This is a genomic window from Rufibacter immobilis, assembly GCF_003721565.1.
In the GTDB taxonomy this organism is placed as follows: Bacteria; Bacteroidota; Bacteroidia; order Cytophagales; family Hymenobacteraceae; genus Nibribacter; species Nibribacter immobilis.
On record NZ_RJJE01000001.1, the window covers coordinates 165904 to 180389 of the forward strand.

The window sequence follows — 14486 nt, forward strand, 5'->3', positions numbered from 1 at the left end:
CCATGAAAAGAAAATTACTTTATCTCTCGGCAGATGCGCAGGAAGCCAAGCTCTTCCAAGCGCAATGTGAGGAAGCGCTGGAAATTATCCATTTTAACAACCCTAAGCGGCTTCTCGCATGGCTAGACAAAGGCGAGGTTATCCACGGTATTCTGAACTCCGCTGGCCTTGCCTCGCCGTTGGGTCTCAACCTCATCAAGTTACTTAGGCAGGAAAAACAGGTGAACGTGCCCGTCTTCTGGATTCTGAACACTAATGCTTCACCCAAGCTGAAAGCCTTGCTCATCGCTGCTGGCACTACTGATATCTTCTACCAAACCCCAGCCAAAGAACAGATTCTGCACCGCCTGAACAGCACCTCGGCGCTAAATGAATTCATCCCTCCAGTGCCGGCACCTAAAGTGTATACTAATAAGATGGCCGTAGGCAAGAGAGTCTTTGACATTGTCTTTGCCTCCCTAGCGTTGTTTTGCCTGGCACCCTTATTCCTGCTAATTGGGGTTCTGATAAAGCTTGAGTCTAAGGGTCCTATTTTCTACTATTCTTACCGCGTGGGCACCGGCTACAAAATCTTCAAGTTCTGGAAACTGCGTTCCATGCGGCAAGATGCAGACCAGTTGCTTTCTTCCATGAAAGACCTGAACCAGTACAGAACAACCCAGCAAGAAGCCCCAAGCCAGAGTTTGGCACTTTGTGCCAGCTGCATCAGACAGGGCACCGGCTGCCAGCATAAGCTCTATGACGCCCAAGGCCAGATGATCTGCGAAAACCAGTTCCAGATCATGCGGAAGAATGAAAGTGGTTCGGCCTTCATCAAGATTGCCAACGACCCCAGAATTACCAGAATTGGCAGATTCATCAGGAACACCAGCATAGATGAGCTCCCACAGCTCTACAATGTTTTACGTGGCGATATGTCTATTGTAGGCAATAGGCCGCTCCCCCTCTATGAAGCCGAAAGACTTACCACAGATCAGTCTGCGTCAAGGTTTATGGCTCCGGCCGGAATTACAGGATTATGGCAAGTGAGCAGAAGAGGCAAAGAAGACATGTCAGAAGAAGAGCGCAAAGCCCTTGATGTTGAGTATGCCCAAAGCTTTTCCTTTAAAAAAGACATGGAGATCATCCTGAAAACGATTCCGGCGCTGTACCAAAAAGAAAACGTGTAATGAGAAAATATACTTTACTCTTCCTCTTCTTCTTTCAGGTTACCTGGGGCTTTGGACAGACAAAATCCCAGCCGAACAGCACCTGGCAGACAACCTTCTTCAATTCTCCCAATACTATTCTTCCTCTTCTGATTGATGCCGCCCTTACTCATTCGGCCGCGCTGGAGATCAATGACGCAGAGAAAGAGATTGCGAATAAAAACATTCTTCTGGCCCGCAAAAAGCTCATGAACGGCTTAGCCTTAAACACGGGGTACGGGTACGGCACTATGCTCAATTACATAGACGGCGCTCAGGAAGTCAACCAGATCAATGCCTTCAATCTGCCTGCCAGAGCCCAGTACAACGTGGGGTTGAGATTCACTCTGTCTTTAGGCGAACTGGGCAGCAGAAGACATGAAATAGGCAAAGAGCAACTACTGCTTAAGCAGGCGGAAGCGGCCCGCAAAGTAGGGGAAAAGGAGGTACGGAAAATTGTGATTGAACAGTACCAAAGAATATTATTAGCTAAAACCGAACTAGAACACTACCAAGACGCCCTGCAAACGGCAAGCGTGAACAAACAGATTGCCAACAAGCGGTTCACGGAAGGTGATCTACAGGTAGATGAGCAAATGGCGGCCTTAGACTTCCATAGCAAAGCTTCACTGGCCGTAACACAGGCTAAAAACAAGTATCAGACAGAACTCTATCTGTTAGAAGAGATCATTGGCATGCCTATACAAAACTTAATCAAGACGCCATGAGAATAAAGCAATTCTACAAGTTAATGAAACGGAACTGGCTGTTGTTGATCACAATTCCCCTCACCACCGCAGCTTCTATCTATTTCTTTACCAGAAACCAAGACCAGAAATATGTGTCAGACACGGTGCTGTACACTGGTATCACGTCTGGGTATAAGATTGACGGGGGCAATAATAAAGCCGGGGGTTGGAACACAGACGAGATTGCTTTCGGGAACCTCATGTCGCTCATCAACTCCAGGAAGATGAAGGAAGAGGTTGGCCTGCGCCTGCTGGCGTCACACCTCATGCTAAAACAGCATGACCCTGCGGTATTGACCTTTAAATCTTACCAAACCTTACAGCAAATTGTGCCTGCAACGCTTAAGAAACAGCTGGTGAGCAATACCCTTGAAGAAACTACCCGCAACGTGTTCCAGCACTACAAACGCAACACCAGCAACTCCATCTATAGAATTGTAAACCCCACCAAGACAGACCCTATCCATTCAGCCTATTCCATAGCCGCTTTGTCTGAGATTTCCCCAAACAGAATTGGGCAGAGTGACTTGATCAAAATAGAATACAACTCTACCGACCCTAGCGTTTGCCGGCAAACGTTGGAACTGTTAACCCAGGTACTTACCAAGAAGCACAAGGAGTTGTTCTCAGTGCAGAACGAGGCAGTGATCGGCTACTTTGACTCTGCCACCCGTGAGGCATACAATAAATTGCAGGCCGCTGAGAGAAAATTGTTTGAGTTTAACAAGAGCAATAACATAGTAGACTATGACCAGCAAATAGTAACCTCTACAGAGGAAAATCAACTGGCCGTTGAAAGACGGAATGAATTGGAGATGCAATATGCCGCCGCCAGTTCTGCCCTCAAAGCCAGAGAGCAATTCCTGAAGAAACGAAACGCCTCTAACCTGCAAAGCCAGGAAATTGTGCGGCTCAGAAACCAACTCTCAGCGGTCAACTCCCAGATAGCAGAGTTGGAAATGGCCAGTACCGTCCTCCCAGAAAGTGCCCCCAGATTGGCCCGCCTGAAACAGGAGGCCGAAACCATTACCGGCAAGATCAATGAAACTATTAACAGTTATTACGGCAGCAGCAATTCTATTCAGGGGGTGCCGGTGAAAGACCTATTAAACGACTATGCCAAGAACGCTGCACAGGTAGAAGAACTGCGGAGCCAGCTCAACCTAATGCGCAAACAGCAGAGCAGCTCCAGCGGGAAATACAACAGTCTTGTACCGCTGAGCGCAGACATACGCAAGATAAAACGTGAGGTAGAAGTAGCCGAACAGGAGTATATCTCTCAGGTAGAGGGGCTGAAGCAAAGCAAACTCTCACAGCAGAATGTGAACATGGCTTCTCAGCTCAAAGTGGTGGACCCTCCCTACACGCCCAAAGATCCAGAAACCACAAAGCTGATACTGCTGATCATGTTTGGCATGTGCAGTTCATTCTTTGTGGTAGCCGGCTGCATTGTTACTTCCAGTCTGCTGAACGAATCTTTGACAGAGCCTGCCAAGGTAGTGAAGGTGACCTCCTTCCCAGTAATAGGATCTCTTCCGTTGCTCAGCAATTCAAAAGCAAACCAATACATTGACGTGAAGAAAGCCGAAGACCATCTCACCCGGCAGCTTCTGCTCAGGCTTCAGCAAAAACAGAATCCGCACACCCCTTTTGTGATTGGCGTGCTCAGCAGTCACTCGGGTGAGGGCAAGACCTCTGTGTCCAATACTCTTACCATGAACCTGAATGAGCTGGGAATAGACACTCTCTGCCTTCTCCCCGATGATGAAGACCACCAAAAGTTCACCAGTTCTTACAGCAGTTATTATTCGCCCTTACAAGCTTTAACGCCTAATAATCCTTTCACACTGCTAGATGGGGTAGAAGTCTTTAAGCATTCTGTGATCATCATAGAATTTCCGGCACTACTGGAAACCATTTACCCTACGTCCCTCCTGCAGCACCTTGACCTGATCCTGCTCACCATTAAGGCTAACCGCAACTGGAAAGACGCGGACCGCGATGTATATGACAGCATAAAGGGAGTCACCAAAGCTCCCATTGAGGTTGTATTGAATGGAGTCATCCCACGCCATGTAGAGGACTTTGTAGGCATGCAAGTGAAGAAGAACAGAGGAGACAAACCTCTACAGTTGCCCCAAAGCACCACAGACTATCCTAAAAAACAGGAGCTGCTTGAGTCTTAGAACTCATACTGCACATTTCTATTCCAGCACAGACCCCACGTATGCACGAGTTCATCTCTACCTCTGCCTCCAGAACCAGAAGCCTGGCATTGCCCTTGGGTATACTTGCCGCTATTGGTATAGGTTGGCTTACCGCTACCAATGGTTTTCAGGTACCCGGGCTCTTGATGGCACTCTTCCTAACCGTTGTGTACATAGCCTTAGTAATGACCAGGCCCAAGCTGGGCTTAGTCTCTACAATTACCTATTGCTTTGTGCTGTTTATACTGGTGAGGGAGTCTAAGGGAATACCTTTCGGGTTGGGAATTGATGCTTTGCTTCTGATCTCCTGCGTGTCTGTATTGCTTACCCGCACCAGAGGGTATATCTGGAATAGAGTGAACAATGACTTATGCCTTCTGGCGCTAATCTGGTTTGGGATAACGGTTCTGGAGCTAGCCAACCCTGCCGGAGCGAGTGTCATGGGTTGGCTTCAGGAAATGAGAAGTTCAGCATTGTACTGGCTTCTGATCACTCCTTTGGTCTTCATCTTATTCCGCCAAAAGAGTGACTTAAATCTCTTCCTGTTTCTTGTCTTGGCGTTGTCTGTGTTAGCTGCCCTGAACGGCGCCAAACAGGTGCATCTTGGCCTCTCGCCGGGTGAGCAATGGTTTCTAGACCAGGGAGCCGCCAAAACCCACGTGCTTTTCGGGAAGCTCAGGACTTTCTCCTTTTACAGCGATGCCGGGCAGTTTGGAGCCTCTCAGGCGCACATTGGCTTGGTGGCGCTCATCCTTGCTTTTGGGCCTTTCAAATGGTGGAAAAAAGGATTGCTGCTAGTGGCGGCAGGTATTCTGTTTTATGGGATGCTGGTTTCTGGCACCCGGGGTGCTTTGTTTGCCTTAGTAGTTGGAGTAGCCGTGGCGCTGTTCTTAAGCAAAAGCATCAAGACATTGATCTTGGGCACGGCACTGGTTTTAACAGGCTTGTATGGTCTTAAGTATACCCAGATAGGGAACCAGCACTACGAGATAAGGCGCCTCAGGTCTTCTCTGAACCCAGAAGATGCGTCATTGAATGTACGGTTCCAAAACCAGAAAATACTGCGGGAGTACCTGAGTTCACGCCCGTTTGGAGGTGGTGTGGGAGTTATTGGGCACTTTGGCCGCCTGCACAACGCAGACAAATACCTTTCCACCATTCCGCCAGACAGTTATTGGGTTAAAGTATGGGCCATGTACGGCATTGTAGGGTTCATGATCTGGATAGGCATGGTGATGTACATCCTAGGCAAGTGTTGTGGCATTGTCTGGGGCATCCAAAACAAGAGCCTTAAAACCAAGCTCATTGCCCTCACCGCTGGGTCAGCGGGCATCATCATCTGCAGTTACGGCAATGAGGTGATCAATAACATGCCTTCTTCCATCATAGTGTATGCATCATGGGCTTTGGTTTTTATGAGCCCCAGACTAGACAACGAAACGCAACCAGACTCAGATGAATAGCCCCTTAGTCTCAATTATTTCTGTGAACTATAACCAGGTGGGAGTTACGCTGGAAATGCTGACCTCCCTACGGGCAATCAGCTACCATAACATAGAGATCATCATTGTAGACAATGCCTCTACTGGCGCAGATGTGCACGTCATCAAAGAATCCTTCCCGGAAGTAACCCTTATTAGATCTGAAGTGAATTTGGGTTTTGCGGGAGGCAATAATCTTGGAATTGCGCAGGCTAAAGGAAAATACCTCCTCTTCCTGAACAATGACACTGAGGTGCACCCTGGCTTTCTGGAACCGTTGGTACGCTTGTTTGAGACAACCCCTGATGCGGGAGTGGCTTCGCCCAAAATTCTGTATCACGGCACCAATGCTTTGATACAATACGCCGGTTCCAAGGGAATCAACCCCTGGACGGGCAGAAGCATCACCATCGGTCATCTGGAAAAAGACAATGGACAGCACAATACCTCCAGTCTTACCCAATTGGCAGACGGTGCGGCCATGATGGTACCCATGCGGGTAGTGCAGCAGGTGGGCCTCATGCCTGAACTTTACTTCCTGTACTATGAAGAACTGGACTGGTGCGAAAGCATTAAGCGCGCCGGGTTTACCTGCCATTATGTGGCAGACTCATCCATCTTCCATAAAGAATCTGTTTCGGTGGGCAAGCAGTCTGTGTTAAAGACATACTACATGAACCGTAACCGTCTGCTCTTCCTGAGAAGGAACAGCAAGGGTGGTCCTTTCTGGACCAGTGCCTGCATTTTCCTACTGGCCGCGGTTCCTAAAAAGATGGTGAGCCACGGCTTTCAACTGCAAGGGAAACACCTTCGGGCGCTTTTTAGGGGCTTGTGGTGGAACTTGAACAACAAAGAAGTGCATGGCATGCGCTATTTGAAAACCTCTACCCAATGCATTACCAAAGAATATTCCACCAATTAAATCAAATTAGCCCAGCTCACTGTTTGGCTTCTTTTTAGTGATATAACCTTCTCATGACTGTACTACTTACTTTGATTCAGGCAGTGTTTTATGGATTGGCCATTTATCTGGCCTGGAACTGTTGCTACCTGCTCTTTTTTGCGGTGGCGGGCTTGAGAAAGATTAAACCAATTCAACAGGAACCGGCTGTTTACAGAAAGATATGTGTCCTGATTCCTGCTTACCGTGAAAGTGCGGTGATCCTGGAAACCAGCAAAGCCGCATTGCACCACTATTATCACGGAACGTTTGACGTATTTGTCATTGCCGATGGATTGGACCCAGAAACCATTGTAAAGCTGCAGGCCCAGTACGCGAACGTGATACAAGTAAGCTTTGACCGAAGCACCAAGGGCAAAGCATTATTAGCGGCCATGCAGGAATTGTCTGCCCATTCTTATGACATAGCGGTTGTGCTGGACGTGGATAATATCATGGGCATCAACTTCCTGAACGAAGTAAACAGGGCCTTTGACGCAGGTTACAGCGTGGTACAAGCCCACCGTACGGCTAAGAACACAGGAACGTCTTTTGCTTTTCTGGATGCCTGCAACGAGGAAATCAATAACCATATCTACCGCAAAGGTCATTTTGCCATAGGCCTTTCCGCAGCATTGATTGGCTCAGGGATGGCGTTTGACTTCGCTTATTTCAAACGCCTTTTGGAAGGCATAGGGGAAACCGTGGGCGAAGACAAGGAACTGGACTTCAGGATAGCCAAAGACCAGGTGAAGATCTGCTACCTTGACCAGGTCTACGTGTATGACGAAAAAATAGAAACGGCCCAAGTCTTTACGCAACAAAGAACCCGCTGGATTGCCGCCCAGGTAGAATTCATGAAGAAGTTCGCCCTAGAGGGTTTCCGGCAGTTACTGCAGCACGGCAACCTGGAGTTCTTCAATAAGACGCTCCAGGCATTCCTGGTCCCCAGAATGCTGTTGATAGGAATTCTTTGCCTGCTTTTCCTCCAGTCCTGGGTGAACCCGTACGGTCTGCCCCCGGTGTTCTGGGGAGTGTTGCTGGCTATGTTGGCAACGGCGCTCCTGCTTTCATTACCGGCCAGGCTGTACCAGGATAAGAGATTTCTGAAAGCGGTTCTCCGTTTGCCTTACGCGCTGTTCTGCATGTGCCTGGCACTGCTCAGGATCAAGAAGGCCAAAAAATCATTTTTACCTACTCCGCATAAAGCAGCTACTTCTCCTGCCATCATAAACTAAGACCTATGCCACTAGAAATCATAGCCCTTCCTGCTTTTATCTGCCTGGCCATTGGCTTTATACTAGGTTTAAAAAAGGGTAAAAAAACCAACTCATAATTCCATATCTATGCACTTGGTAGAAGTTTTTTTCTGGATTGCTTTTATAGTTGTGTTTTACACCTATCTGGGCTACGGGCTTGTGGTGTGGATCATGTCTAAACTGGTACGCTCTGCCCCACCGGTAGAAGCTGCCGCTTTTGAGCCGGACGTGACCTTGGTAGTGCCCGCCTACAATGAAGCCAGCATCATGGAAAGTAAAATCCAGGATTGCCTTTCTCTGGAGTACCCTTCAGAGAAACTTCAGATCATGTTCATCACCGATGGCTCTACCGATCATTCGGGCGAAATACTGAGCCGATATCCGCAGGTCAGGCATCTGCATATTCCTGCCCGGGGCGGAAAAGCAATGGCCGAAAACCGCGCCATTGAACACATAGACACCCCTTACGTGATCTTCACCGATTGTAACACCTACTTAAACCCGCAGGCGGTGCGTGAAATAGTGAAACACTACCAAGATCCTACAGTAGGGGCGGTGTCTGGCGAGAAAAAGATCTTCTCCCTTGCCTCTGCTTCCGGCGCCGGCGAAGGACTCTACTGGAAATACGAATCGTTCCTGAAGAAATGTGACTCCAAGGTGCATAGCCTCATGGGCGCCGCCGGGGAATTGGTTTCCTTCCGGACGGACCTGTTCCAGCCTCTGGAGAAAGACACCATTCTGGATGACTTTATCCAGTCGCTGCGCATTGTGGAGAAAGGCTACAAAGTAGTGTATGAACCCAACGCGTTTGCCTCTGAAGCCCCTTCGGCCTCCATTGCCGAGGAGATGAAACGCAAGGTGAGAATCTGTGCTGGCGGTTGGCAGTCTATGGTACGGCTCAAATCTCTGCTGAACCCGCTTCGGCAGCCGTTGGTCACGTTCCTGTACGTGTCGCACCGGGTGCTGCGCTGGAGCCTCACCCCGCTTTTGCTGGCCTTGCTGCTCCCGCTCAATCTGGCCTTAGCCCTGTCTTACGGCGGGTTCTACACCATCTTCTTAGCGTTGCAGGTGCTGTTTTACGCCGCCGCCTGGGGCGGCTGGCTTGCCGAGGAGAGAGGAAAAAAGATAAAGCCGCTTCTGGTGCCCCTCTACTTCACCATGATGAATGTGGCCGTTTTTGCGGGCTTCTTCCGCTACCTCCGGAACAACCAACCTGCCGCCTGGGACAAAGCGGAGCGCACAGTGCTCTCCTATACGTCAAGCTAGTAGTAACGCTGTTTGCGTTTAGGGGCTGTTTTTGGAAAAACGGCCCCTAAACGCAAACCATTAATTTAACTAAAACAGCACCTTAACTTATCTACATGAACTTTGTTTTCGTAAGCCTGCAGCGCATTAACACAGACCGGGATTCTACGTCTACCTGTCTGGCCAAAGAGTTAGCGAAAACTCATAAGGTGCTGTACGTGAATTCGCCCATTGACCGCAGAACGCTATTCTCTTCTGAACAGGACGAATATACGCGGGCGCACATTGCCGCCATCAAGGCGAAAAAGCCGCCATTAAGCCAAATAAAGCCCAACCTGTGGGTCCTGAACCCTACGCAGGTGATTGAGTCCATCAACTGGATTCCGTTCACGTCCGTTTTCTCGTCCTTCAACCGGCTTAACAACCAGCGTTTTGCCAAAGACATCCGGGACGCGCTTAACCGCCTGGGGTTTGACCACTTTATCCTGATCAATGACAAAGACATCTTCAGAAGCTTCTACCTCAAAGAGCTGCTCAAGCCGGACAAATACGTGTACCTGGACCGCGATTACACCGTGGGCATGGACTATTGGAAGAGGCACGGTGCCGAGCTGGAACCCAAATTGATGGCGAAAGCTGATGCCGTGGTCTGTAATTCGTTTGATTTCACCAAACGCGCCCAACGCTATAACCCCAACAGCTTTTACATTGGCAACGGCTTTGATGTGAAGCAGTATGACAGCAGCAAAAGCAAAAAAAAACCTACTGAGCTTCAGCACCTCACCGGCCCTGTGATTGGCTACGTGGGTGCGCTCATCACCCTTAGATTAGACCTGAACCTGATGCTAGAAATGGCCAAGGCCAAACCCCAATGGAACTTCGTGCTGATTGGTTGGGAAGACGCGCCGTTCCAGCAGAGCGAACTGCACCGGCTACCCAACGTGCTCTTCCTGGGCAAAAAGTACACCTCTGAGGTGCCCGCCTATTTGGAGCATTTTGACGTCTGCATTAATCCGCAGCTCTTAAACGAGATCACCAGAGGCAATTTTCCGCTCAAAGTGGTGGAGTACCTGGCTTTGGGCAAACCGGTGGTAGCCACCTCTACCAACACCATGCAGGAAATCTTCGGGCAGCATACTTACTTGGCCACAGACCCGGCTTCATTTTTAGCCCAGATAGAAAAGGCGCTGGAGGAAGACAATGCCGCTGAGAGGGAAAGGAGGATTCAGTTTGCCGGGAACTTCAGCTGGGAGAACGTGGCCAATACCTTATTGGAATATATTCTGCCGGCGAAAGCGGCACAACCCGCTGCGGCTTTATCTCTCATCCCGTAAACATCTGCCCATGCCCTCCCCGCCAGACACCTTGATTCCACCTGCCCCAGACGTACCCCTGGCAACGCCTGAGCAGGCCGTTGATAAGTGGTTTGACACCCGCCATCTCAAAGGTGATCTGAAAAACCGGTCGGTGCAGGGAGGCTTCAACACTATTGGCGGGCAGGCAGTTTCTTTCCTGATGAACATTTGCTCTACGGTGATTCTGGCCCGCCTGCTCTCCCCAGATGATTATGGTCTGGTGGCTATGGTTACGGCCATTACCGGTTTCATCACCATCTTCAAAGACTTGGGCTTGTCTGCCGCCATTGTCCAGCGGGAGAAGATAGACCAGCAGCAGGTGAGCTCAGTCTTCTGGCTGAACCTGCTCATCAGTTTCGGGATTGCGGTGGTGGTGGCTTTGCTGGCCCCCGTACTGGTTTATTTCTACCAAGAGGAACGGCTTTTCTCCATTACGCTCGTGTTTGCGGGAAGCATCTTTATCACCGGCCTTTCGTTGCAGCACAACGCGCTCATGCAGCGGCAGATGAAGTTTGCGGTTCTGTCATTGATCCAGATTGCCTCCACCGCCGGCAGTTTGCTGACCGGTATTCTGTTGGCCTGGGGAGGATACGGGTATTGGGCGCTGGTGGCCACCATGGTACTGACTCCGGTATTCTCTACTATTGCCCTGTGGAGCGTTTGCAGTTGGCGACCTTCAGTGGCCAGACAAAGCCCAGACCTTGGCTCCTTCCTCAAATTTGGAGCCGGCATCACGGGGTTTGACCTGGTGAACTACTTTTCCAGGAACATGGACAACGTGTTGATTGGCAAGTTCATTGGTGCTGCCGCTCTGGGGCTTTACTCCAAATCTTATCAACTGCTCATGCTGCCCATCACCCAATTGCGCAATCCGCTGAACGCGGTGGCACTGCCGGTGCTAAGTAGCCTTCAGACGGAGAAAGAGAAATTCAGGAGTTACTACCAACGGTACCTGTTCACGCTGGCGTTTTTTTCCATGCCTCTGGTGGTGGGACTAGGCGTTTACTCCGAAGAACTTATTCTGCTGGTGCTGGGCGAACAATGGGCGGCGGCGGCCTACATCTTCAAACTATTGGCTATTTCGGCGTTTATACAGCCTATTGCCGGTACCCAGGGCTTAATACTGATTACCACGGGGCAGGTGAGAAGATATTTTCTGTACGGCATTTACAACGCCATATGTATCACTGCCGGCTTTGCCGTAGGAATTTATTGGGGCGTGGCAGGCGTGGCCATTGCGTACGCCATTGTCACGTATCTCTTGCTTTTCCCGCTGCTGCGCTTCTGCCTCCAGGGTTCTCCAGTATCGGTGAGCAGCTTCTTCCGGGAGATTGCTTTTCCGGGGGGGTTCTCTCTCCTGAGCGGCGCGGCCATGCTGGTCTACAAAATCTACCTGGGTCACTTGCCATCTCTGCTGCTCTGCCTGGTAGGCGCGTTTACTGGGGCCACCGTGTACATACTTCTATGGCAGAGCACGCGCACCAGCCGTGAGCGGTTTCAGCAAATCCTGGAAATTAAGACGATGCTGTTCAAGAGAATAATCAAAAAATGAGGTTCTGACTCTGCCAGAGCGGAGAGCAATGTAGAGAAATTCTCAAAAAAGGAGCTCTTGACGTATTTCTGGTTTAGGCCAGATTTGAGAAAAAGAGCCGCTAAACGCCAATTTATTGGCGCTTCGTGTTTTAGCTTACCAGAATAGCAGGTGATTGATTCTTCTCCCTATGACACACCTTTTCCCAGGACAACCACATTGCGTTTAGGGGCTATTTTTCCAAAAATAGCCCCTAAACGCAGGAAGGCTCCTATTGGTAATTCTAACCGTCTACTTAAAACTTTATTTTACGTTTGGGGCGGCTGTGACAAAGATGGGGGTTTCAGAGAGGGTTACGGTTAGTTTCCCGTTTCCGGTTTTCTGGCGCTGAACCGTCAATGTGTTGCGCCCAACGGTTGGGGTGAAAATCTGGGCTTCAGGGGCGGCAAGAGACAAGGCGTATTGACCTGTGCGGCCGGTTTCATCCGGAATCCAGCAGGCGTACATGATCTGGCCTTTAGGGCTGCGGTATTGGTCTACACGGGGGTCTTCGCTGAGCCTTTCCACTGGCACGTACTCTCCGAAGCGTTCCCTTACCTGTTGCAGGAACTGGGCCGCCGGCCTGAGCTCATAGGTATTTCGTTCCACGTGCCCGCTGGTCATGTATTGCCGCGTGTTGGTGCTGGAACCGCTGCCATCGTCATAGAGTTGGTAGAAGTACAGGCCAGACAGACCGGCCATGGCGTATTCCAGGGAACTGCGCAGAATCCAGTCGGCCTGCACCGTGAATTTGTCTTTCCCTTTGATTTCTCTGGTGCCCTGGGTGAGGCTGTTCCAGTCATAGCCGGTCTCTGTGATGATGATAGGTTTACCGCCCATGAGTTCCTGGTTTATCCGGTGGAAATCTAACAGCCCCTTGGGGGCTTTTGACAATTCCGGAGCCACCCCTACCCTTTCGCCCTTGGCGTATTGCTCTCCCGCGAAGTTATTGTTGTAGGCGTGGTAATTGACTTCATCAAAACAGAGGTTCACTTGGCCGTTGGGCAGATAGCCCCGGTTCTTCTTGCACCAATCCACCAGGCCTTGGTAGAACCCCGGCCTAGACGAGGCGATGCCACCGCAGACCACCAACATATCTGGATCTGCCTGTTTTACGCCCACTCCCGGACCCAACGTGCCTTTGTGGCCGTCATAGAACGCGCTGAGGTACGCGGCGTATTCATCTGGGCTTTGGTTGGCCTGCCGGCCTTTCCAGTAGCGGTCAGGTTCATTGTTGGCTTCTATCTTATCTACCAGTCCCAGCCCTATCTTCTTCTCGTTGGCCGGGTCGGCTGTCCAGCGGGTACCGGTATAGACCTGCACCAGTTTAGGGTTCAGCTTTTTGTTTTTGCCGTACCGGGCCGCGAATTGGAAGGCCGCCTTCGCCACTTGGCTGTAGGTCTCCGGCTTGCCTTTGTCTGCGTTGTAGCGCACATTGAAGTAGTTTGTCTCTCCGTTTTCTACCGTGGTATATTCAGGCTTGTAGGGCATGGGTGCGTTTTCATGGCTCCTGATGGCTTTGGGATAGGTCTCCTGCATCCAGACGGGGATGTCTTTGAAACACACCAATACTTCTTTCCCGTTGGCTTTGTGCCGGGCATAAATTTCGTCTAGTTTCCAGCTGCCGTGGTGGGTGGGGTTAAAGGTAAATTTCCCCTCCTGGGTTTCCACCAGCTGCCAGTCCAGGTAGTCGCGCACCAAAAAATAGGGGTGCAGGGCGGCTATTTTCTTCTGAAGTACCGCAGGGTCTTTGTCTTGGAGATTATAAGGATAGGCATTGATGCCCAGCATCCTTTTGAGCGGATGCGCCGGTTTCTTGTATGCCGCCACCGCATAAGGGGTATAGGTCCCGTAGAACTTGATCTCGTCTGGCAGACGAACGCCTTTCTTTTTCCGGAGCACCAGAGCGCTTACTTTCAGAGGTGCGGCAAGCCGATGTTCCTGCCAAACCCTATATTTTTCGCCCGTGAAATCAGGGCCTTTTACTTCCCGGCCGGTTTGCCGCTCAATAAAGTAGGTTTCTATCTTGTTGTCCGGGCCCAACGAGCCGTCTCCGTCATACAAACTGATGGCGTTCAGCTCTACGTCCATCTGCTCCGGAAACGGGAGCACCACCTCAGACACTGGCAGCATCTCCAGGCCGTACCCGAGGTGCACCTGCTCATTCACCACTTTGTTAAACAAGCCTTCCAGATTCTGGTTGCTTTTGTCTTTGTGGTAGCCCCAGTACGCCTGGTAAGGAATCTCACCCTCCCGTCTGTTAGGGCCCACCGCCCGTGGCGTCTCCCCTTTTCCAGACGAAGCTCCCCTAAATCCATCAGAAGCCTGCTTGGCAATGGTAAAGGAACTCACCAGCAAAACCCCTATCAAAATCCTCTTGCCAAACTTGTTCATATGAATTACCTGTTACTGATAGGAAATACTACCGCGCCGCGCTCTGGTGGCAAGGAAACCCGAAGCTGCTCGTCGGGCTCCATCAAAACTCACTTGCTC

10 protein-coding genes are annotated in these 14486 nt (G+C 50.4%); 9 read left to right on the top strand and 1 reads right to left on the bottom strand.

Going from position 1 to position 14486, the window contains the following annotated elements; translation table 11 throughout:
- Positions 1-2: 2 nt before the first annotated feature.
- The 9 genes from EFA69_RS00675 (at position 3) to EFA69_RS00715 (ending at position 11975) form a co-directional block, all read left to right on the top strand.
- Entirely contained in the window at positions 3-1169 is a 1167-nt protein-coding gene (locus tag EFA69_RS00675) for a sugar transferase (RefSeq protein ID WP_123131170.1), read from the top strand.
- Entirely contained in the window at positions 1169-1915 is a 747-nt protein-coding gene (locus EFA69_RS00680) for a TolC family protein (RefSeq protein ID WP_123131171.1), read from the top strand. The genes EFA69_RS00675 and EFA69_RS00680 overlap by 1 nt, the downstream gene beginning before the upstream one ends.
- Positions 1912-4122 carry a GumC family protein gene (locus EFA69_RS00685; protein WP_123131172.1) on the top strand — a complete coding sequence of 737 codons (2211 nt, stop codon included), beginning with the start codon at positions 1912-1914 and terminating at the stop codon, positions 4120-4122. The genes EFA69_RS00680 and EFA69_RS00685 overlap by 4 nt, the downstream gene beginning before the upstream one ends.
- 41 nt (positions 4123-4163) lie before the next feature.
- A complete protein-coding gene (locus tag EFA69_RS00690) occupies positions 4164-5606 on the top strand; it encodes an O-antigen ligase family protein (protein WP_123131173.1) in 1443 nt (480 codons plus the stop codon).
- Entirely contained in the window at positions 5599-6546 is a 948-nt protein-coding gene (locus EFA69_RS00695; RefSeq protein ID WP_123131174.1) for a glycosyltransferase family 2 protein, read from the top strand. The genes EFA69_RS00690 and EFA69_RS00695 overlap by 8 nt, the downstream gene beginning before the upstream one ends.
- A gap of 53 nt (positions 6547-6599) precedes the next feature.
- Entirely contained in the window at positions 6600-7802 is a 1203-nt protein-coding gene (locus EFA69_RS00700) for a glycosyltransferase (RefSeq protein ID WP_123131175.1), read from the top strand.
- A 150-nt stretch (positions 7803-7952) separates the two neighbouring features.
- Positions 7953-9089 (top strand): glycosyltransferase family 2 protein, encoded by a 1137-nt coding sequence (locus EFA69_RS00705; RefSeq protein ID WP_245964455.1) that lies wholly within the window; start codon positions 7953-7955, stop codon positions 9087-9089.
- Positions 9090-9184: 95 nt separating this feature from the next.
- On the top strand, positions 9185-10402 hold the full coding sequence (locus EFA69_RS00710) for a glycosyltransferase (protein WP_123131177.1): 1218 nt from the start codon (positions 9185-9187) through the stop codon (positions 10400-10402).
- A gap of 10 nt (positions 10403-10412) precedes the next feature.
- Positions 10413-11975, top strand: coding sequence for a lipopolysaccharide biosynthesis protein (locus tag EFA69_RS00715; protein ID WP_183906646.1), 1563 nt, complete (start codon positions 10413-10415; stop codon positions 11973-11975).
- Positions 11976-12257: 282 nt separating this feature from the next.
- On the opposite strand, the gene EFA69_RS00720 is transcribed toward EFA69_RS00715, so the two are convergent.
- Positions 12258-14387: an alpha-amylase family protein gene (locus EFA69_RS00720; RefSeq protein ID WP_123131179.1), complete on the bottom strand. Its 2130-nt coding sequence runs from the start codon at positions 14385-14387 to the stop codon at positions 12258-12260.
- Between the last annotated feature and the right edge of the window lie 99 nt (positions 14388-14486).